Source organism: Simiduia agarivorans SA1 = DSM 21679, assembly GCF_000305785.2.
Lineage (GTDB): Bacteria > Pseudomonadota > Gammaproteobacteria > Pseudomonadales > Cellvibrionaceae > Simiduia > Simiduia agarivorans.
Map to the genome: position 1 here is coordinate 2,658,792 of NC_018868.3, position 21,310 is coordinate 2,680,101.

The following is a 21,310-nucleotide window of genomic DNA, read 5'->3' on the forward strand; positions in this document are numbered from 1 at the left end:
CTCAGGCCATGAGCAAACTCGATATCAATCTCCTGGCGGTGCTGGAAGCCATCTACGACGAGGGCTCCATCACCCGCGCCGCCGACCGCTTATGCCTGAGTCAGCCGGCGGTGAGCCACGCACTGAATCGCTTGCGCAGCACCTACAAAGACCCACTGTTCACCCGCCTGGGTCATCGCATGCAACCCAGCCCGCTGACCGAGCGCATCATTCAGCCGGTGAAAGGCGCACTGCGCACCCTGCGCGACAGCGTCAACGCCGGCGAGGTGTTCGACCCCACGCAGCTGCAACGCGAATTCCGGCTGGGTTTGCGCGACGGTATGAATACTGCGGTAATGCCCGCGCTGCTGGCTGAAGTCAACCGGCAAGCACCCGACGTGGCCATTGCCAGCCACCCCTGCCATCCGCAACAGTTGGAGGAATCCCTGGCGCACGGCACACTCGATCTGGCCATCGACCTGCTCAAGCCTGTATCCGAATCCATTCAACACGCCCGCCTGATGTTTGAACCCCTGTGCGTTGCCGGCCGGCCCGGCCATCCCGCGCTTCAACAACCGCTGGATACGGCCACCTACCTCGCGCACAAACAAGTACTCGTATCGCCCCTGCAACAGGGACCGGAATGGGTGGATCACGAACTGGCGCGTCACGGTCTGCGCCGGAGGATTGGAGCGCGCTGCCACTCCTATCTGTGCGCGGCCTATCTGTTGAGAGAGTCGGACTACCTGAGCATTATTCCCCGAGGCATCGCCCTGATTCTGAATGAACACATCCCACTGTCGATGTGCGATGTGCCGTTTGACGTGCCGACATTGGAGCTGCACGCTTACTGGCACGAACGTGCCGATAAGGATCCCGCTCATTTATGGTTTCGGGAAAAGTTACTCAATGCATTGCGGTCCGTGCCCTATATCAGCCTCGAATCCGATGCACCCAAAAATATGCTCCGGGCTGCACAATCCGCGTAATACCTCGCTGTTTGCCGCATCATCCCCAAACGCTCAAATCGCCTACCACCGATCACCTCAATGAACAATGCCTAAAAGGGTGTACAGGGTTTTTAGTGCGGCACTGTGGATGTTTTTCGTCCCGTTTTAGTTGTCCATTGCAAACTATGGGTCCACACAAGGAATTCATACAAGCGTGCGATAACACGAAGGGAATAAATAATAATCAAATAAATATAAGAGATTGCTATGAAGAAAAATATTCTTGCCCACAGCATCCAAGGTGTAAGCGCACTAATGGTCGCCTGCACTCTAAATGCACATGCACAGACCGACGTCGATTCAACCAGCTCGCCCGCCGCCAGCCTCATAACCGAGGAAGTATTGGTTACCGCGCGCCGTAAAGAAGAAACGTTGATCGAAATTCCAATGGCGGTTTCGAGCATCTCAGCCACAGAGATTGCAGATAGGAACTACACGAGCGCGAGTGATATCTACCGGACGCTGGCAGGTGCAGCCTCCCCTCGCGGACAATTGATCTTGCGCGGATTAAGTGGCGGCAACTCCTCTGCCCCGGGCACCACAACCACCTTTGTGGATGACATCCCTTATTCGTTCACCAATTTGTCAGACGTAGAACGGGTTGAAGTTCTGCGCGGGCCACAGGGTACACTTTATGGCTCCAATGCCATTGGCGGCACCGTACGGATCATCACCAAGCAGCCCCAGCTGAATGAATTCGAAGTGTTCAGTAATATTCAGGCGTCTACCGAAGCCGATGTTGACGGCGTCAGCAGTAACGGCACGCTCGGCGTGAATATCCCGCTGATTGAAGACAAACTCGCATTACGCGTGTCGGCCAACCGCGAGCATGAAAAACTCCAGATGGTGAATATGAACACTGGCCTGCAGGGATCTGTTGACCGCGGTTTTGTTCGCGCACGCCTGCTCTGGCAAATCAACGAACAGATGGATATGACATTTGGCTATGCCAGAGTCAATTATTCAGACCGTGGCACCGATACCGGTGACCGCTCGACACCTGGCTATCGCTATACCTACAGCCTGACCGAGAACACCAGTGCACCCTATGGCTACGATGTCGCATTTGACACAGTGGATTGCGACCCTGCCGCCGAACGCCCCGCGTGCATGGGTGGCAACGCACCCATCTCTGCCTCTGGTGTACCTGCAAAATACCAGATCTGGGAAAGCATAGATGGCTGGTACAAAAGCCAGTCAGATTTGTACACCTTGAACTTCAATCACGATAACCTTTTTGATCTTGCCACGCTGACTTACGCCGGCTCCTACCGCAAGTTTGATACTCAGTCACTGGACAACTGGTCGCGTCTCGACGCGGATGATTTGTTCAAAACTTGGATTATCAACGACGATTTCTACAATGAAACCACACATGAAGTGCGCCTGCAGAATATCGATGCCTCCAGCCCCCTGAGCTGGACGGTGGGGATGTTCTACGACAAAGTAGAAACCGATAACGCTCTGAACAACCAGAACCAATACCACGAAGCAGGTGATATCGCATCAGCAGTGGCAATGAACTGGTGGTGGGGTATCGACGTAACCCAACTGGGCATCGACACCTTTGGCAATCCCCAAAATAACTGGCGCAACTCGGTCATCAAAGATCGCGCTGAAGAGCTGGCCTACTTTGCCGATGTGGCATACACCTTCGATATCGGCGCTGCTGGCGAGCTTGAACTGAATGCCGGTGTACGTCACTACGAACTCGAAGACGAATACCATGGCGAAACCATGGGCTTGTGGTCTGAAAACGTAACCCAGACAGCGGGTGAAGAAAGCGGCGAGCGCTACAAATTCAGCGCATCCTGGCGCCCCACAGACACCATGTCCGTATACGCGCTCTATTCCGAAGGCTACCGTCCGGGCGGCAACAATGGTCCACTGGCGGGCTCTTGTGAGAATGACCCCAATGCCAGCCAACGCAAAGACCGTTACACCTCGGACGCCATCGACAACTACGAGCTGGGCTTGAAAATGTCGGCGATGGACGGTCGGGTTAACTTTGCAACAGCGGTTTATCAGATCGACTGGACCGACATCAAAACTAACGTGTACATGCCAACCTGTGGTTTCAGCTTTACCGCTAACGGTGGTGAAGCGCGTTCACGCGGCTGGGAATTTGAATCCACTGCATTGCTGACCGACAGCCTGAAGATGACGTTTAATACTTCCTATACCAATTCTGTGGTGCTGGAAGATAACGATGCCATCAGCGCCGAAGCCGGCGACGACATGACCATGGTGCCCGAATGGAATGCGTATCTCGCGCTTGACCAGTCTTTCACCCTGTTCAATAAGCCGATGAGCGTGCGGGGTGATTACACCTACTACGGTGAATACAAAACCCACTTCAACGTGCGAGATGAAGACGTAGTACCTGCCTATAGCTACTTCAATTTGTCCGGCCGTGTTGAGTTGTCAGATAACCTGCAGCTCAGCGCGCACCTGAACAACGTGTTCGATAAAGAGGCCATCAGCTATAAACGTGCTCGCAGCCGCAGTGAAAGCAACACCACGGCACAGCAGTACATTAACTACCTGTCAGGCCGTACGTTGGCAATCCGTTTGGATATGACCTTCGATTAATCGCGCCGGTGAATGACCCCAAGTCATTGGGTTAGCTAAAAAAAACACCCTGCGTTGCAGGGTGTTTTTTTATGAGCACATTTTAGTTAACCGCTATTCCTGAGTGCGTGGCATATGCCGCTAAAAAACCCAGGCAATTAAAAACCAGATCGTCAGAAAAAAACCGAAAAAGCCTGCCAGCATGAACTGGATCTCGCCCAGCAAACCGTCGCCGGCGGTGATCGCAAAAAAGGCCAGGGTTATCACGGTAATAAAAAAGCTGATGATGGCCGCCTGCTTGATGCCCACGCCGGGTTCTAGCGAGGTGGTGACGAATTCACCGATCATGGGCAGCATCAGCGCCACTGCCGCTGCGACAGCCACCAGTACAACGATGAGTACAATCAGCAATTTGCGCGCTTCAATCTTATCCTTATCGTCTGCACTCACCTGAATTCTCCTTTGTTGATTACTGCAATCAGGTCAATTCGCGGAACTTATTCGGATCGGGTATGCCATCCACTTCAAATTCGGGGTTATCACCGGCCGTAAACACGGTAATACGACCTACGCCGGTAATCCGGTTCAGAAAGCTCTGGTACACACGCACGGAGCGCACAGATTCCAGATTGAGCTCGATGCGTTCCTTACTCAGTAAGCCGCGCTCAAGCACCACTTCGTTATCAATGATTTCCAGCTTGGTGGCTTTGCACTTGACGTACCACACCATCAGGATAATAAAACCGATACCCACTGCACACAGCAACACACTCAGGATAAAGCTGAATGGACGCGCCTTGAACATGGCGGGATGGGCTGAAAACTTGACACCTGGACGGACAGCCGCCGCTTCTGAATCACTCATACTGTTCCTCTAAAGAGTGAGGTTGCCGGACACCTGAAGGTAAAGGAGCGGCCGGCAAAACGCAAATCCACGGTGCCGGCCAGTGGCTGTTAATCCGTTGCGGTATTCAGCAATCTCACTTCGCGCTGGGGGAATGGAATCTGAACGCCAGCACCTTTAAAGGCCTCGTAAATCGCGTGATTCACCGCATAGCGGGTCTGGAACAATTGCGCGGTTTCCACTTTGTAGCGAAAGCCGACATTGATGCTGCTATCGCCAAAGTCTTCGATACCGATGGTTGCCTGCTCGCCGTCCACAACGCCTTCCACGCCGGTGATCGCTTGCCGGATCAGACCCATGACCTGATCCATGTCCGAGTCGTAAGCCACACCGATACTGGCTTCCACCAGCGTACAGCCATGAGAGTTGTGCAATATTTCGCCAATAATGTGCTTGTTGGGAATGGTGATGATGACCTTGTCTTCGTTGATCAACCGGGTTTGCCCCAATTTCACTTCGGTCACCTGGCCACTGACGCCACAAACGCTGATGGTGTCGCCCACCACAAAAGGCCGGCCAATGATGATATTGAATCCCGCACCGTAGTTGGAAATCAGCCCCTGCGCGGCCAATGACACACCAAAGGTCAGTGCACCAATTGCGGCCACAAACGGCGTCACCGAAATGCCCAGCTTACCCAGCGCCACGATCGCCACCATGGCTACCACGATGATGCGCACCGATGAGCCGATAAACCGGCTCAGGGTGACATCGATGCCGCGTCGTTCACACAGATTGCTGGTAATTTTTGCCAGCTTGCCGGCGATCACCAAGCCGATGATCAATATGACTATCGCACCCAGTATCTGGAAGCTGTAGTTCACCAAAAATTCTGTGGCCAGGTTATACACCTGGTTTATCTGTTCCAATTCCTTTTCCATGGGGAAGCCCTGTACTGAATGCCTGCTACATTCTAACCAATTCTGCCAAATCTGCCCTATTCTTCTCGGCAAATGCGGTACCATGGCGGCAAAAGAATCACAGGGGAGTCACATGCCCAAACCTACACAACACCCCAGCTGGCAGGCCCTGGCCCGCCATCGGGACGCCATCGCCGAAACACCGATCAAGCACTGGTTTGAACAAAATCCGGCAAGAGCCGAACAGTTCAGTGCCCAGGCCTGCGGTATCTATCTGGACTTCAGCAAGCACCGCATCAACCACGACACCATGACATTGTTGCTGCAACTGGCGCGCGAACAACATCTGGAGCAGCGCGTGCAGGCCATGTATCAGGGCGAACCCATCAATACCACCGAACAACGCCAGGTGTTGCACGTGGCGTTGCGCTCTCAATGCGGCGCGCTGCCCGATCACATGGCCGATGTGTGCCGCGTAAATGAACAAATGGCCCGGTTTGTGGAGGCGGTGCACGCTGGGCACTGGCGGGGGCATACCGGCGAGCGAATATCAGACGTGGTCAATATCGGCATTGGCGGATCCGATCTTGGCCCGATGATGGTGACCCAGGCCCTGACCCCGTTTCACAAACCGGGTATCAAGGCACACTTTGTTTCCAATGTGGACGCCTCAGATTTGTGCGAAACGCTCAAGGGGCTGAATCCCGCCACAACACTGTTCGTGGTAGCCTCCAAAACCTTTACCACCACCGAAACACTCACCAACGCGCGCTCTGCGCGCGACTGGCTGTTGGCGGACTTAAAACACGAATCCGCCGTGGCAAAACACTTTGTTGCGGTCAGTGTGAATGTAGAAAAAGTCAAAGCGTTCGGGATCGCTGAGGACAACATTTTCCCCATGTGGGACTGGGTCGGCGGCCGCTATTCGCTCTGGTCTGCCATCGGTTTGCCCATCGCCCTGGCCTGTGGCATGGAACACTTCAATGCCCTGCGCGCTGGCGCGGCGGATATGGACAACCATTTTGCCAGCGCGCCACTGGAGCAAAACCTGCCGGTCATTCTCGCCATGCTGGGAATCTGGTATGTGAATTTCTGGGATGCACAAAGCCACGCGATTCTGCCCTACGATCACTACCTGGGCGCCTTTACCAAATACATTCAGCAGCTGGACATGGAAAGCAATGGCAAGAATGCGTACCTGGATGGCGGCTACCTCGAACACCACACGGGCCCCGTTATCTGGGGCGAAGTCGGCACCAATGGACAGCATTCCTTTCACCAGCTGTTGCATCAGGGCACCCGCTTGGTGCCCGTTGATTTCATTGTCGCGCTCAACAGCCATAACCCGTTGGGCGATCACCACGCCCAATTGTTCGCCAATTGCCTGAGCCAAAGCCGCGCGCTGATGCTGGGCAAAAGCGCGGCGCAGGCCGCGGCAGAGTTTGAGGCAATGGGGTACTCACCCGATCAGGCTGAGCAACTCGCGCACCACAAAGTCATGCCCGGCAATCGCCCCTCCAGCACATTGGTACTGGAGCACCTGACACCGCAGACACTCGGTGCCTTGATCGCGCTCTATGAACACAAAATATTTGTGCAATCGGTGATCTGGGGTATCAATGCATTCGACCAGTGGGGTGTAGAACTGGGTAAACAGCTGTGTAATGAAATACATCCGGTGTTGGTAAACAAGAATACCGAAGCGGATTTTGATGGCTCTACCAATACGCTGATCAGCATCTATAAACATGCCCACTGAATACAGGCCTTTTTTTGCGCGCGCAGCCGTCGACGCCCGCGCTTCGGCATTGAAGCTATGACAAGCTTGAACGCTTATCAACGCTTGCGCGCGCAGGTCGGCGAAACCTCCACCCGCACCTATGCGGCCAGGGGTATCCTTGCCGTTCGCTGTGAGCGCTGTCAATTGAAAGTCAGCCACTGCATTTGTGCACACCAACAAACCGGGCCATGTTGCGCCGATTTTGTGTTAGTTCTGCATCGGGATGAACTGTTTAAGCCCACCAACAGTGGCCGCCTGATCGCCGATTGTTTTCCCGACAATACATATGCCTTTTGCTGGAGTCGGCTGGCGCCCGAGCCTGCACTGATCGCGTTGCTGAATGATCCCGGGCGCCGGTGTTTTATTGTATTTCCGGCCGACGATGCCTCAGAACGGCCAGTCCATAGCCAGGTAAACGTCCAGGATAAACGGCGCACGACGTTTATTATGCTCGATGGCACCTGGAAGCAAGCGCGTCGGATGTACAACCTGAGTCCGTGGCTCGCCGCCTTTCCCGCATTGAAAATCAATCCCGCCGCACGCGCAGCCTATGTGAGCCGGGAAGCGGCATTCGAGCATTATTTGTCTACCGCGGAATCCGCTGCCCTGGCCCTGGACGCGGCCGATGACAAGCGTGCCAGCCAGCTATTGTTTCGCTGGTTCACCGTCTTTAACCAACACTACGGCGCCATGCGGGCCAATATGTCGCTGACCCAATGGCAAACCGCACAGGCAATCAGCCTTCAGCCAACGCCCGATTGAGCGAGGCCAGCTGGGCATTGAGGGGAAAAGACGCTGGCATGTTCAGCGCGCCCATCTGTTGGGCACATCGATTGGTCAGCAGGCGTGCGCCCGATCGGTCGCCTTGAGCCAGAGACAAATTCGCCGCCAGGCAATAGCCCGTGGCGTGCAGCGGGTGGTCTGTGGGGAAGCCGTCGCGCAAAGCCTGTCGCGCCAACGCCAGTTCGGCATCGGCGCCGGCATAATCCTGCATTTGCAACAGCGCTTGTGCCCAGCGCATGTGAAAATGGGCAGACTTGGAAGGCCGTCCGTATAATTGTCGTTCGCCAATCGTGCGCGATTGAGCCAACAGTGCGCGGGCTTTTTCCGTATCGCCCGCGCCCGCGTAGGCCAAGGCCAATTCGCCCAGCGTATACAGCGTCCAAAGATGGTCTGCGCCCAATCCCTGTTGGTACACAGCCAGCACCGTGTTCAGCGTACTGATGGCATCGGCCCAGCGTTGGGTTTCGTTATACATCACGCCCAGGCTGTAGGCCGGCGATACCGATTCCACATGTTCCGGCCCCAGCGTGACCGTAAAAATTTCCTGCGCCCGCCCGAGCAAGGTATTGGCTTGCTCGAACCGCCCCACATGCACGAGAAAATCACCGTAATCCGTATAGGCCCAGGCTATCAGGGGATGATTGGACGGGTGTAATTGTTGACGGCTTTCCAGCAATGCTTTGAAAGCAGCATCGGCGTCATCAAAGCGCGCGAGCTTTCTGAGCGAAAGCCCCAGAAACCAATGCGCATCCGCGATGATGTGCTGATCTGTCGCAGGTCCGGCTGACACCAATACCATCATCAGCTCGTCCACAGCGGCTTGGTAGCGGCCGATTTCAAACAATAATTTGGCGCGTTCAACCCGCACCGCCGACAGGCCCGGCGCGTCAACCCTCGCGGCATTGGTGACCGCGATGTCACAGGCCTGTTCAGCCGCGTGAGTTTTGCCTGCCAGGCGTAAATGGTTGCACAGAGATGCTTCAAGCGCGATCGTCTCTGCCCGCAACGCCTGCGCTTCGGCCAAGCGCTTGGCCTGTTGTAAATGGCTGACCGCTTTGTCGTATTCACCCCAGCCGCTGAAGGCACGCGCCACGGCATGGTGCAAGGTCATCAGTACGTTGGGTTCACCGGCGAAACGGGTGTCCATGGTGGTGACAATGCGCTCAACCATGAAACGCATTTCATTTTGTTTTTCCAGGTTGGCGGGCGCGGCATAGGGGTCCACGCTGACCAGCAGGTCTTCAGCAAGAAACTGAAGCAGCGCATCGGCCTGTGCATTATCCGTGTATTCCTGCCAATAGTAGGTACCCGCAGCGATGGCCGAAAGGCACAGGCAGACGACGGCTGCGATCAACACAGCAAACGACTTTTTTCTGACCGGGCGCACGGGCATGCCAGCGGGCACAGGTGGCTGCCGTGGCTCTGTCGCCATCCGCTCCAACGCGGCCGCCTCCAGCCTGTACCCGAATCCGTGCACGGCTTTGATGTCCACCGCATCGGGTTTAAGTGCAGTGCGCAAACGACTGATCGCCTTTGCCAGTGAATTTTCATGCACCACGCGGTTCGGCCAACCCTCGAGCAGCAGTTGCTCTTTGGTGACCGGCTCGCCATGGGCCGTCACCAGCGCGAGCAAAACCAACAGGCTGCTCCGGTCCAGTGACACCGGCTGTCCATTGCGGAGCAATTCCGGCGGCGACGCATGGAGTAATAGTTCGCCCATGCGCCAACTGTCACTGTGCGTGTTTGACACTTGCATGCGACCGACCTTACACCTTTTTCACAAACTCGGTTTTCAGACTCATGGCGCCAATGCCATCTATTTTGCAGTCGATGTCGTGGTCGCCATCCACCAGACGGATGCCCTTCACTTTGGTGCCCACTTTCACCACCAACGAGGAGCCTTTGACCTTGAGATCTTTGATCACCGTGACAGTATCGCCGTCCTGAAGAACATTGCCATTGGCGTCTTTGTAGACCTTGGCGACCGGCTCTGCCGCGACCGGCGCGTCTTTAGACCATTCGTGGCCGCACTCGGGGCACACGTGGTTCAACCCGTCATCGTAACCATAGGGAGAATTGCATTCCGGGCAAGGCGGGATTTGGCTCATCAAACTGCTCGCAAAACCGCCATTATAGGGCCGGAGTAGGACGCAGGTCACAAAACAGCGTGACTGATGATCCACATCTGGTCAACGTTGAGCCATGGGCTTTCGCGCACGGGCGTCTTTAATTATCCACACGTATCGCATACAGCAGAGAGCTTCCGCACGCTGAACCCAAGCGTCGGGCCGTAGCCATCCTTGGATATAAAAAGCCGGCGCGGGGCCGGCTTTGTGTATTGCCTGAGTCGCCCGTTAATAGGGCAGGAAATCAAACGAGTAAGTGAGTGGCGTTTGCAGCACGTTTTCGCTGGCAAAGCGGATCAGCTTCAACCGAGAAAGGATCTTGCTTTCCAGATCCGGGTCGTTCAGATCGCTCGACACTAACGAGGCCGCGCTCACCGAACCGTTGGGCTCGATGATCATCTTGACCACCACCTTGCCCTGCAGGGTCGGGTTTTTACGCAAGGCGCGGTTGTAAATAGCAAAGATCGCCGCTTTGTTTTTGTCCATCACGCGACGAATTTCTTCCTCGCTCCGACCGGACACTTCACGATTGTTCTTCTCGGCTTTTACCGCCGTACCGCCCGCGGCCAGTTTGGAATCCACCTTGGTGGTTTCGCGCCCGGCCATGGCCACGCCACCCGTATCGCGGCTGACTGCAGCAGAACTGATACCACCGGACGTGGCTTTGGCGCCACTGGTGATCATGGAGCGATCCATTTGTTCTGCTTCCGCTGCGCCGCGGGTGATGTTGGCACTGGCGATGTCGGAGGCATCCAACGCTTCGCGCATGTCCATCAGATCATCCTGGAATTGCAACAAACCGGACGTGGCGGCCTTTTCACGGGCTTTGGCAACATCCTGAGGCTTGGGCTCTTCCTTTGGTTTCTCTTTGGGCTTTTCAGGCTCTTTCGGCTTTTCCTTAGGCTTCTCTTCCTTGGGTTTTTCCGGCTCTTTGGGCTTGGGCGGTGGCGGTGGTGGCAGCTCTTTTTTCTCCAAAATAATTTTGGCCAGCTGCGGCGGCAACGCCTCGGCTTTTTCCCGTTCTATTTCCGGCACGTCAATCAGTGGCACCAGGATGCCCAGCACCAGAAACAGCGCCAGTAACACCAGCAGGATTTTTTTGTAGCGCTCGTTGTCCTGCTCCAAAGAGGTCCAGGGCAATAGTAGCGCCGGCGGAATAATGACTTGTCGTATGCTCATAGTGCCCGCCTCAACTGTCTTCTTCCGCAGTATTGCCGGCCTTGCTCACAGCAAGGGCAATATTGCGGTAGTCGTTTTGGGCACACGTGGCCATTACCCGCTTCAACAGCGTATAGGGAATACCCTTGTCACCCATGATGGTGACCGGGCGACCTATCTGCTCTTCTTCCGGCGTCATGCGTCCGGCCTTGGCACTCAGGTATTTCAGCTCCTGCGCCAAGGCCTGGATTTCATTGTCCTTGTCTGCCAGTACATCGGCGACTTTGGCAACCGGACGACTGCCCACCAGAATGTCATTGGCATTCACCCGGACCACCAGTGTGGTTTCAGGCATTTTTTCCGCCGATGACGTGGGCAAGGTAATGGTTTTGTCGTTCTGCAGCACTTCCACATCGGAGGAATTCACCAACAGAAAAAATACCAGGATGGTGAAAATATCCATCAGCGATACCAGGTTCAGCTTGGATTGCTGCTGGTTGCGCTTGTGGTGTTTGGCCATGCGTTTCGCGCGAAGGGACTGTTTCATTGCGCAGCACCTCCTTCGGCAACGGGTGACGCATCAAAGGCGAGATTAGCCGGCGCATCGCCCAGAGAAATATCCGGGAACAGCACGGCATCCACCTCATTGGCGGCCACGACAGCTTTAAACGAACGGGCGGTATCCATAACGGAAACCAGGGTTTGGTAGTCGGTGTCTTTTTGTGACAACACCACAATGTCTCGCTTTTCTTCACTCAGCTCTTCCAGGCGCGCTTTGACGGCCTGTAAAGTTTGCGACAGGGTTTCGTAGTCCTGCTCGCCCGTTTCCGCATTCACGGGAATGGCGCGCAGCCTGCGACCGGCCGGCTGATTGATGACGAACCCCTCTTTGTAAATCACCACTTCCAATGAGTACTGATCGGGTTTGTCCGGTGTGGAGGAGCTATCAGCCGCCAGGTCGGGCAGCTTCAGGTCCAGCACCGTAATGTGCGAAAACACCATGGAGAGCAATAACACCGGCACCAACACGATCATGAGGTTCATGAAGGACGTGATGTCCAACTCCGCCTCTTGCTTGTGTTTGTGTTTGCGTCTCAACATGAGTCAACCTATGTGTGGGTGTATTTCAGCGTTCTGTAATGCAGGCAGTCGCTTACTGACCACTGTCGGCTGTGCGGGTTTTGGTGGCCACCACGCGCGCATTGGCCATCAGGTTCAGACACTTAACGCCGGCCATTTCCAGGCTGTCCACAATTTCGGTGGTTTTGGTCTGCAACATGGCGTGCAGCAGCAGCAAGGGAATTGCGGCAATCAGGCCGAATGCGGTGGTGTTCATCGCCACCGAAATAGACTGGGACAAGAGCGTGGCCTTTTCGGTGGGATCGGCATTGGCTACGGCGGTAAAGGCGGCAATCAGACCGATAATGGTACCCAACAGCCCCAGCAGGGTGGCAATATTGGCGAGTGTCGCCAGGTAAGGCGTACGCTTTTCCAGACGCGGCACCACTTCCATCACACCTTCTTCCATCGCCAGTTCGATGTCGTCGCGACGCTGGGATTCGGCCATGCGGGCAACACCCGAGGCGACCATGCGGGCGACGGGAGCATCTTCCGAATTACCCAGTTGCACCACTTTCTTGTATTCGCCCTTGGACAGCAACGGCAGGATGCGATCAAACGCGCGCCGATTGGAAATCTTGGCGTGGGTGAGGAACAACCAGCGCTCGATGGCAATGGCTACACCAACGATCAAAACGATAGAGATCGGGTACATAAAAGGTCCGCCGTCCTGAAAGAAACGGAGGATGGTGTTCATAAAGTCCATAACTGGCTCCTCGGGTTGGATTTTTTAATGCACAGAGCTTAGCAGGCCCCTCTGCATTGATTTTTTAAAGTTTGTGTTAAAGAAAAATGTTTTTATGCAAATCAGTTATTCAGTAATGGTGGCGCTGTGGGTATCCGGGATCAACGCTTCCAGCGTATCAATTTCGCGTTTGAGTTCGTTGCGGTCCACCAATGCGAACACATCCTTGAGCGCGGAGTCCATCGAACCTTCAGGCGCCTCACCCCGCTCCGCATTCTGCCAGGGGATGATGTAGAGCACTTTTGGTTGTTCCTGGTTACCGGTAACCGTGGTGCTCAGGTTGACTTCCTGTGCGTCGGCCGCAAGGGCCAGCAAGCAACCCAATGTGAATAATCCCAGATTTTTCACTCTGCATTCTCCTCGCTATCGGGCGCTGATTCCACCGGTGCAGCGGGCGCGGGCTCGGCGGGCAAACGCCGCTCCAGATCGACAATCCACGCGGTCATCAACCGGTCGTCCTCCGCTTGCAACGCCTGAAACTGGCGGTACTGTTCCAGCGCATCCTGCAAGCGACCCATATACAGGTCGTACAGGATACCCAGGTTTTTATAGCTGTCGGCATGGTCGGGCCACACGGCTAACGCCTGTTTGTAGAGGGCTTCCGCCTCGTTGAACTTACCCTGCGTACGTTTAATGCGGGCCAAAGCGTTCATGGCGTAAATGTTGTTGCCATTCATGGCGATGGCATTTTCATACTGGGCGACCGCGTCATCCAGCCGGGTCAGGCCCTCGTACACGCGCCCCAGATTGAAATACAACCCGGAATAGTTCGGCCCCAGCGCAATGGCGTCCATCAACAGGGCTTCCGCTTTGGCCCATTGTTTGTTGACGATGGCGGCATTGGCTTTGTCAAACAAGGCGCGCACCTGCGCGTTGTCCGGTTCAGGTGTGGCGTCGTAAGGGTTCGGGCCCGGGCTACGTTTGACAATGACGCCCTCTGGTTCACCCTCTGGCAGTACTATCTCCGGCTCGGGTTCGGGCGCGGGTTTAGGCGCCGTGCTACAGGCCGCCAGCAGGAACAGGAGCGCCAGCGCGAACACATATTTAACGCAACGCATTGCTGTATTCCTCCACGGCTTCGGGCTTGCGATAACGCGCCGGCAGCAAACGCTCCAGTTCTTTGAAGCTCTCTTTGACCCAATCGTCATAGGTGCCGGTCCAACTGCGCTGGGCGTTGGCTTCAAAAATTTCGATGGCCTGTTCTTCAAACGGGAACGCCTGCTCTTCCAACAGAATTTCGTATTGCTCCAATTCCAGTTCATCCAGGCCCTTGGGTCTTTGTGAATCCATCAGATCGCGCGACAGTTGCGAGTAAATCGCACCGATGCGGTGACTGGCCTGGGTGGTGTATTCGGCCACGCCGTATTTCATCAATCGTTCATACATACCCAGCGTGTCCTGCAGGGCTTTTTTCTTTTTCTGCAGCGATTGTTTGAGCGGCAGCTTCAGCGGAATACGCTGGAACTCCTGGTAGAAATCGTCGGCGCGCACGCTGGTGGCCATGGCCGCCAGGGTAATGGAACGGTCACTCCGCTGTTCACCGGCTGTGCGATCGGTCTCGATGATTTTTCGCAGCCAGTAGTCGCGGTTCTGGACATTACCCGCTTCGCGGTAGAGTTCGCTCAACCGGTATTGCGCTTCCAGATTCTGGCCGAAGGGCTCAGGGTAATTGTGGGCGTACTCGCGGTAAAAATTAATCGCCTGATCCTGATCGCCATCTTTTTCATAATACTCCGCGGCCACATACAGACTTTGTTGCTGCAATACCGGGTCGCCACTGGCACGCGCCTGCTTGAGCAACTCATCTGCGGCCAGCGACCAGCGCGACTGCTTCTCGTAAATCACGATCATTTTTGGCGTGATGGTGGCGGTCAGTTTGTTATCCGGATAACGCTTGCGGAAATCCAGCAACAACTGCTCGGCTTCATCGTAGCGCTCCAGCGCCATCAGATGGTTGGCCGCGTCGTACTGGGCGCTGATGGCAATTTCGCTGTTGGGCGCCAGGGCCTGGACCCGCACCAGCTGATCCACGGCCGCCGCCACCGAACCCGCCGCCAGCAACTGCTCGGATGATTTGTACACGCTGGCCGCGATACGGGTGGTGATATCTTCCCGCTGCGGATCGTTTTTCGGCAGCAGATTCAGCACTTCGGTATAGGCGACTTCAGCCTGCTGGTACTGCTCCGTGTCGTAATAGCTTTGGCCCAGAATCAGCCACGCGGTTTTGCGCAGGTCCTGGTTGGCTTCCGGCTGCCACTGGGTTACCCGGGTCGCTGCCGGAATCGCTTCCAACGGACGGCCCTGCTTGATCAGTTCGTTAGCGGCCTGGGTGAGCACGGCCACCGCCCGGCTGTCGGTGGCAAAGGTATCGGCGAAGCGCAGGCTGCTGGCGATTTTTAATTCTGTCCACGCGGCCCGGTCATCCACAGTCAGCAGTTCGCTGTCGAGCACACGGTCGGCGGCCAGCAGTGCACTGTAGCCGGCTTCCGCACCACGGGCAGGATCTTTGTATTGGTAGGCAACGGATTCAAACGCAGCAAACGCCTGCTCCATCTTGCCGGCCTCGTACAGGGCTTCGCCCATCAGGAACGCCATCTCGGAGGTTTTCGGATCTTCCGGGAAGGTGCTGATAAATTCAGAATACCAGAGCGCGGCCTGCTCATAGTGGCGGGCGCGTTTGGCCACCAGTTCCGCACGCACTTTTTCCCGGTCTTCCGGTTTGACGGCTTTATCCGTGTCCAGTTTGGCGAGATCGGTGCTGACCTCCTGGGCGCTGCTGTGCTCGTAGCTGGCCAGTTCATCCAGATAGGTATGCAGGTAGGTTTTGATCGGCTGGCGCTGTTCCTCGCTCAATCCGGTCCAGAAGGCACTGGTAAAACCGTAGTTGCGCACAAAGGTTTCTTTCGCCGGCAGGATCAGCGAAGGGAAATTACCAAGGCCGTACACTTCGATCTGGCGCACTGAAAATCCGGGGGAATATTCGTTCAGCGCATTGTGCGCCACGTAGTGCCCGTAGGTATCGGCGCTGTCGCGGTAGCGCTCTTTTTCCAGGTAGAGTTCGCCCAGTTTTTCGTACAGTAAATGATGGTAATGGCGTTTACCGATATCCGCGTAGGTTTGCTCGATAGTGTCGGGGCCGTCCAGGTAGGAGAAGGTCACCGCCATGATCCGCAAAGAATCATCCAGCAGGTTTTTGTTGGATGCTGTCAGGCTGTCTGCTTTGGCGCCTTCCGGCAGTAACAAATCCAGAACCGCAGTAAACGAATCCAACGACTGCGGATACCATCCCCGCTTGAACATGGCCCAGCCGCGCATGTAGTTGGCGTTGACGAAATAGGGTGTGGCCGGACCGAAATCGATCACTGCCTGATAGCCGTCGGCCGCTTCCACGTAATCGCCACGACTGAACGCCGCTTCGGCGCGGCGGAATTGCGCCTCGGCAACAAATTCCGCGTCCGGATGTGCTTCGGTCAGTTGGGTCAGTGTTTGTGTGGACTCTTCCACGGCGCCGGTCAGAGCATAGGCCTTGGCCAATTGGTAGATGGCTTCCTGACGCGCTTCTGGCTTGTAATGCTCATCCATCGGATAAGCCAGGAGTGCCTGGTACTGGTTAATCACTTCCGCGAAATAAGGCGCCGGGTCTTCCGTGCCCTCCAGCAACTTTTGTTCGGCGCGCAGCATCGCCAATTCTGCCAGGCGCTCGTGAATGTCGCGGCGAATGGATTCGTCTTCGGCCACTTCCAGAGCGGAATGGTAGCGCGCCTGCACTTTGTCCAACTCGGCGTCGGCGACAATCGGCTTGACCTCGGGAATGCGCGCGGGTTCAAGCTGTTCGAGTTTCGGGCTGTCGTCAACCAGCTCATCGTCCAGAAACGAACAGGCCGGTAACAGCAGAGTGCCGGATAGCGCAATGGCGCAGGCGAGCGGTTTCAGGTTTGCGTACTTCATCATCACTGCTTTAACCGCTCATCGTAGAGACGCGCAATCGACAGACGTGCACGCGCCAGATAATTTTTCACCCGTACTTTGTGGTCATTGAGGGCCTGATCCAGCTGCGCACGCAGTGCGGCTTCTTCCGACGCCAGCTGCTGTTCCAATGCAACCGATTCAGCGGCAATGCGCTGATCGAGCAGCCCCATACGCTGCTGGTAAGGCAGGATTTCCGGCGCTTCGTCAATGGCCTTTTGCAACGACATCTGGTTAGACGCCAGATTTTCCAGTTCCTTATCCAGCAACTGCAAAGAGCGCTTTTGCTCCCACAAATTGGCGGAAAAAGATTCCTGTGCGTTCCACAACAGGATGCCGCGATAAAAATTCAGCTGTCGCAGTTCTTCTTCGTAGTCGTCGTCTTCATTCAGGGCTGCGAGGTTTTCCAACGCGCCGTCCACAATCTCCAGATTGTCGATGGCATCTTCATCGGTCAGCAGGGCCAGGTAGTCGCGGTTTTTTTCCACGCTGAACAGCCAGGCCGCCAAGCGGGATTTTTCGTCGCGCAGCGCGGCTTCCTGTTGCAACTTGCCTTGTTCATTCATGCGCGCGAGTTTTTCGGTGCGCACCTGGCCCCGCTGGACCAACAGGTCGGCATAGATGCCAAGCTTCTGTTGCCAGTCTGCCAGTGTGCTCTGCAAAAACAGCAGATCGCGGATGGCCTGAACCCGGGTCTGAAAATCATTGCGGGCGAACACTTCGCCTAAAAAAGCTACTTCCGGCTGCAACGCCTGATCCAGGTCGAGCGCGAACCAGCTCTGGTTGCCGCGGGTGTCACTCTGGCGGATGCTGTTCAGCAACAATTGCTGACTGAGTTGCTGGCGGATGGCTTCCACTTTCTGCAATTCACCCATGAACACCTGTTCCGCGCCTTCATAGGCGGCCAGGGCATCCACATCGGCACCCAGCTGCTCGTAGGCCCAGGGCACTGCCATCAGGCTTTCCAATACACTGGCCTGCTGCAATGAGCCGTTGGCCAGTTTCTGCCAGGGCGAGAGCGCGTTGGGCCAATCCTGTTTCGAGGCATAGGCCCAACCCAAACCCAACAACGCGCGGTCGGAATAGGGGCCGGACAGACGCACTTTCTGGAATTGCGCTACGGCCTTGTCGTACTCGCCTTGCTGGATATGAACATAGCCGCTGGCGGTGTAGGCGCGGTCGCGCAGTGCGCGCTGGATTTTTTGTTGCTCGGGGTTGACGCGCAGCGGCGTGGAAACCACGCGGTTGAGATAAGTCTGGGCCGCCACAGCATCGCCCTCGCGGCCCAGTGCGACACCCAGGTTATAATTCGCCAACTCGCCCCACTGCTCGGGATTATCGGCCGCTTCGTACAGGGCGCGGGCTTCTTTGAAGTCGTCATTGCGCAACAGGATCTGCAAACGCATGACCGCCAGTTCGTGGGTCAGCCGCTGATCGATGTCGGCCGAAACCTGTTCAAAACTCTGCCGGGCGCCGGCCCAATCACCCTGTTGATATTGCAGTTTCCCCAGATAAAACCAGGCCGTATCGCGCACGGCCTGCGGCCGGCTGGCGTCCAACAAGCGGGTGAACACATCGCCCGCGCGTTGCTCCATGCCGAATGCCAGGCCGATGGAGCCGGCAATCAATTCGGGGTTGTCGCTGTGGCCCTGAATACCGCCGCGTGCTTCGGCCACCATCAGTTCGCTCAAGGCGCCGAAATAATTGCTCTGGTAATACTCGTACAGGGTCACGCCGTAGCGTAAGTCGGCCACGCTGCTGGGCAATGGCTCATCGGCCAGCGTTGTACATGATGCGCCTAGTCCGACCGCCAGCAGCCACGCGCGCAAGGAAAACGTCCGCACGATCAGCTATCCCATTCCTTGATATCAAACTCCGGCTGCATGGTGGCGGTGGAATCCGAAATGCGGATCTCCAGCACCTTGGGATCTTCGTCTTTGTCGATGGTCAGGCGCGCGCCGCGCTTGTATTCACGACCATCCGGGCCTTTACCCACGAAAATGGCGCTGACTTCGTGCGCACCGGATTTCAGGTTGCCCAGGTACAGGCGCTGCACGCCGCCACGGAACAGCGCATCCAGTTGCTGGCCGGTGTACAGATGGCTGGCCACCAGCTCGTCGTCGATCATCAGCTTGACCGCATCGAGGGTGAAGAATTTGCCCACGTCCATGGATACAAACACACTGATCTGCGTGGTGGCAGGAAACAGCAGTTCTTCTTCCAGAATCAACAGGTCGCGGTTCAATTCCAGTACCCGCTGTTTGAGGGATTCCACTTCACTGGCATCCTGGGCCTGGAGCGGCGCGGCCAATATGGCCAGGCCAAACACTGTCCCCAAAGTCTGCTGGAGCCTGCGCTTTAACATCGTGTGATTCCCTCAAAAATTACGTCTAAGTGTCTGATTTTTATGCAACTGCCGGGCTGGACACAGTCAGCGACCCGACAGTGTAGGGGTTCCATAGTACTGATTCTTTGGCACAGGCCACAAAAGGCGGATTTTACCGACCAAAGGCCCGCGTCACAGCTGGCCGAAAGCACTAACCCCTGCCCTATTCTGGTGCTGCCAGGCCACGGCTGTAATGCACCTGTCCGGTGGCGTCGATCACAATGGCGTCAAAACCGGGCAAGCGATCGATCAGGGCCAGGCCCCGCTCAGCCCCCAGGATAAATACTGTAGTGGACAAAGGGTCGGTATCAAAGCCCGAGGGGCCCAGCACGGTGGCACTCATCACGCCCTGACTGGCCTTACCCGTGCGCGGGTTAATGATGTGGTGTTCACGCTCGCCCGTGACCGGATCGAAAAAGAACCGCTCATAGTCGCCCGAGGTGGACATGGCGGTATCGGTTAACGGCAAACGCAGCGCCAGTTGCTGTTCATCGCGCGGATTTTTAATACCCACCATCCAGGGCCGGCCGCGTTTGTCGCCCAGAATGCGGCTGTCACCGCCGGCGCTGACAGACGCATGGGCAATGCCTTTTGCAGCCAACAGGGCGATGGCGCTGTCGACCGCATAGCCTTTGGCAATCCCGCCCAGGTCGATACGCACATTGGGGTGGATGAATTGCACCGTCCGGGCGGTCTTGTCCAATACCACCAGCCGGTAGTCAATCGCCGGCAACAAGGCCTCGCGTTCTGCATCGGTCGGCGCTTTACCTTGCCGGTAATCGTAGCGGTAGCCCACCGAGGCAAATGTAATATCGAAGGCACCTTCCGACAGCCGGCTCATGTAGGCCGCTTTATCCAGTATCTTGAACAGCGGCGCCGAAATGGGCACTGGCGCCTGGGCCGCAGTTTGGTTGACCTTGTACAACTCGCTGGTGTCGATCCAGGGGCTCAGCCATTGGTCGATGCGGCGCATCTCGGCCAACACCTCCAGGGCGGCCAGCTCGGCCTGGGCCGGGTCTTCGTGCCAGAGCTGCACGATGATTTCTGTGCCCATGGCCTGGCCGGTCTGGTAGTGCCAGTCGGCTCGGACGGCCGCCGCGCCCACTAGCAGCAGCGCAGCGCACAGGCGCAGGCAGACGTTCACGGCAGTTTCACATCCATCACAAAGCCGCCGTCGCGGGCTTCAAACCCGGCCATGCCGAGCATGTTTTCCCACTGCAGGCGATAGGATTCGGACAATTGCAGCTGCGTGCTCAGCAACATGTCGGGGCCCGCATGGGTAAGCGTGATCTCGGGTGCGCTGGCAAACCATTGGATCGCCTTGTCATCGCTGATGATATCGGCGGTAAACAGGGGAGTCTTGTCACCGGCCACCCCGACGGCCAGATTGAGGTTACCGAAGCTTTGCCAGTCGCGCCCCATCAACACGCTGAGGTTCTCAATCCGGCCGCTGCCACTGAGGCCGGTGATTCGGTTGCCCGAGAGTGAGAGTTCATCCAGCGCCAGCATCAATTTGCCGTTGGCCTCAATGGGCGCCATTAAACGAACAAAATTAGCGGGCACGTTGAGACGCAGATCGGAAATGCGGGTCTCACCGCCCAGGCCCGCGCATACCCGGCCCTGGAATTGTTGGCTGCTGAGACTGGCGCTGATGCGGGCGCAGGCGTTCAGGCCCAACAAGCTCATGGGTTCCAGTCGCCAGTCCAGTTCACCCAGATCAAATACCAGCGCGCGGCCGCGCACAGGTGCCAATTGCAGCCGTGCCGATTCCGCCGAACCGGTCCACAGGCTGCCATGCAAGCCGCTCAATTGCAGGCCACCGGCCGCCGCCGCTTGCGCCACCAAAGTGGCCGGTGCAGTCACCAACAACCACGCAGGCAGGAGTAACAGGGCAAGCAGTATCCAACGAAAATACACCATGGG

General features: G+C 56.4%; 20 protein-coding genes. 4 read left to right on the forward strand and 16 right to left on the reverse strand.

Annotation, left to right across the window (positions count from 1 at the left end):
• The first annotated feature begins 8 nt into the window (after positions 1 to 8).
• On the forward strand, positions 9 to 968 hold the full coding sequence (locus M5M_RS11810) for a LysR family transcriptional regulator (RefSeq protein ID WP_015047731.1): 960 nt from the start codon (positions 9 to 11) through the stop codon (positions 966 to 968).
• Between the two features lie 228 nt (positions 969 to 1,196).
• Positions 1,197 to 3,581 (forward strand): TonB-dependent receptor, encoded by a 2,385-nt coding sequence (locus M5M_RS11815; RefSeq protein ID WP_015047732.1) that lies wholly within the window; start codon positions 1,197 to 1,199, stop codon positions 3,579 to 3,581.
• Positions 3,582 to 3,701: 120 nt separating this feature from the next.
• On the opposite strand, the gene M5M_RS11820 is transcribed toward M5M_RS11815, so the two are convergent.
• The 3 genes from M5M_RS11820 to M5M_RS11830 all read right to left on the reverse strand — a co-directional run bounded on the left by M5M_RS11820 (position 3,702) and on the right by M5M_RS11830 (position 5,345).
• A complete protein-coding gene (locus M5M_RS11820; RefSeq protein WP_016389378.1) occupies positions 3,702 to 4,010 on the reverse strand; it encodes a hypothetical protein in 309 nt (102 codons plus the stop codon).
• Between the two features lie 28 nt (positions 4,011 to 4,038).
• Entirely contained in the window at positions 4,039 to 4,425 is a 387-nt protein-coding gene (locus M5M_RS11825; protein ID WP_015047735.1) for a PH domain-containing protein, read from the reverse strand.
• Positions 4,426 to 4,514: 89 nt separating this feature from the next.
• On the reverse strand, positions 4,515 to 5,345 hold the full coding sequence (locus tag M5M_RS11830) for a mechanosensitive ion channel family protein (protein WP_015047736.1): 831 nt from the start codon (positions 5,343 to 5,345) through the stop codon (positions 4,515 to 4,517).
• Positions 5,346 to 5,457: 112 nt separating this feature from the next.
• Between M5M_RS11830 and pgi the strand changes: the two genes are divergently transcribed.
• Positions 5,458 to 7,083 carry a glucose-6-phosphate isomerase gene (gene pgi, locus M5M_RS11835; RefSeq protein WP_015047737.1) on the forward strand — a complete coding sequence of 542 codons (1,626 nt, stop codon included), beginning with the start codon at positions 5,458 to 5,460 and terminating at the stop codon, positions 7,081 to 7,083.
• 57 nt (positions 7,084 to 7,140) lie between these two features.
• Positions 7,141 to 7,866 carry a tRNA-uridine aminocarboxypropyltransferase gene (locus tag M5M_RS11840; protein WP_015047738.1) on the forward strand — a complete coding sequence of 242 codons (726 nt, stop codon included), beginning with the start codon at positions 7,141 to 7,143 and terminating at the stop codon, positions 7,864 to 7,866.
• Here the strand turns inward: M5M_RS11840 and M5M_RS11845 are convergent.
• The 13 genes from M5M_RS11845 to gspN all read right to left on the reverse strand — a co-directional run bounded on the left by M5M_RS11845 (position 7,841) and on the right by gspN (position 21,307).
• Complete coding sequence (locus tag M5M_RS11845; protein WP_015047739.1) at positions 7,841 to 9,643, reverse strand: tetratricopeptide repeat protein; 1,803 nt, start codon at positions 9,641 to 9,643, stop codon at positions 7,841 to 7,843. The two genes, M5M_RS11840 and M5M_RS11845, sit on opposite strands and share 26 nt — an antisense overlap.
• 10 nt (positions 9,644 to 9,653) lie before the next feature.
• The gene (locus tag M5M_RS11850; RefSeq protein WP_015047740.1) at positions 9,654 to 9,995 is read right to left on the reverse strand and encodes a zinc ribbon domain-containing protein YjdM; all 342 of its coding nucleotides are present in this window, start codon (positions 9,993 to 9,995) and stop codon (positions 9,654 to 9,656) included.
• Between the two features lie 246 nt (positions 9,996 to 10,241).
• Positions 10,242 to 11,192, reverse strand: coding sequence for an AgmX/PglI C-terminal domain-containing protein (locus M5M_RS11855; protein ID WP_015047741.1), 951 nt, complete (start codon positions 11,190 to 11,192; stop codon positions 10,242 to 10,244).
• Between the two features lie 10 nt (positions 11,193 to 11,202).
• On the reverse strand, positions 11,203 to 11,718 hold the full coding sequence (locus M5M_RS11860; protein ID WP_015047742.1) for an ExbD/TolR family protein: 516 nt from the start codon (positions 11,716 to 11,718) through the stop codon (positions 11,203 to 11,205).
• Positions 11,715 to 12,272, reverse strand: a complete 558-nt coding sequence (locus tag M5M_RS11865; RefSeq protein ID WP_015047743.1) for an ExbD/TolR family protein — start codon at positions 12,270 to 12,272, stop codon at positions 11,715 to 11,717. The genes M5M_RS11860 and M5M_RS11865 overlap by 4 nt, the downstream gene beginning before the upstream one ends.
• A 52-nt stretch (positions 12,273 to 12,324) precedes the next feature.
• Positions 12,325 to 12,987: a MotA/TolQ/ExbB proton channel family protein gene (locus M5M_RS11870; RefSeq protein ID WP_024330435.1), complete on the reverse strand. Its 663-nt coding sequence runs from the start codon at positions 12,985 to 12,987 to the stop codon at positions 12,325 to 12,327.
• A 114-nt stretch (positions 12,988 to 13,101) separates the two neighbouring features.
• Positions 13,102 to 13,383: a hypothetical protein gene (locus M5M_RS11875; protein WP_015047745.1), complete on the reverse strand. Its 282-nt coding sequence runs from the start codon at positions 13,381 to 13,383 to the stop codon at positions 13,102 to 13,104.
• On the reverse strand, positions 13,380 to 14,093 hold the full coding sequence (locus M5M_RS11880) for a tetratricopeptide repeat protein (RefSeq protein WP_015047746.1): 714 nt from the start codon (positions 14,091 to 14,093) through the stop codon (positions 13,380 to 13,382). Before M5M_RS11880 ends, M5M_RS11875 begins: the two co-directional genes overlap by 4 nt.
• Positions 14,080 to 16,983 carry a tetratricopeptide repeat protein gene (locus tag M5M_RS11885; protein ID WP_051143418.1) on the reverse strand — a complete coding sequence of 968 codons (2,904 nt, stop codon included), beginning with the start codon at positions 16,981 to 16,983 and terminating at the stop codon, positions 14,080 to 14,082. Before M5M_RS11885 ends, M5M_RS11880 begins: the two co-directional genes overlap by 14 nt.
• Positions 16,984 to 16,985: 2 nt before the next feature.
• Positions 16,986 to 18,845, reverse strand: coding sequence for a tetratricopeptide repeat protein (locus tag M5M_RS11890; RefSeq protein ID WP_016389380.1), 1,860 nt, complete (start codon positions 18,843 to 18,845; stop codon positions 16,986 to 16,988).
• 2 nt (positions 18,846 to 18,847) lie between these two features.
• Positions 18,848 to 19,366 (reverse strand): hypothetical protein, encoded by a 519-nt coding sequence (locus tag M5M_RS11895; protein WP_016389381.1) that lies wholly within the window; start codon positions 19,364 to 19,366, stop codon positions 18,848 to 18,850.
• Positions 19,367 to 19,550: 184 nt separating this feature from the next.
• On the reverse strand, positions 19,551 to 20,531 hold the full coding sequence (locus M5M_RS11900; RefSeq protein WP_015047749.1) for an FAD:protein FMN transferase: 981 nt from the start codon (positions 20,529 to 20,531) through the stop codon (positions 19,551 to 19,553).
• On the reverse strand, positions 20,528 to 21,307 hold the full coding sequence (gspN, locus tag M5M_RS19605) for a type II secretion system protein N (protein WP_015047750.1): 780 nt from the start codon (positions 21,305 to 21,307) through the stop codon (positions 20,528 to 20,530). The genes M5M_RS11900 and gspN overlap by 4 nt, the downstream gene beginning before the upstream one ends.
• Positions 21,308 to 21,310: the final 3 nt, after the last annotated feature.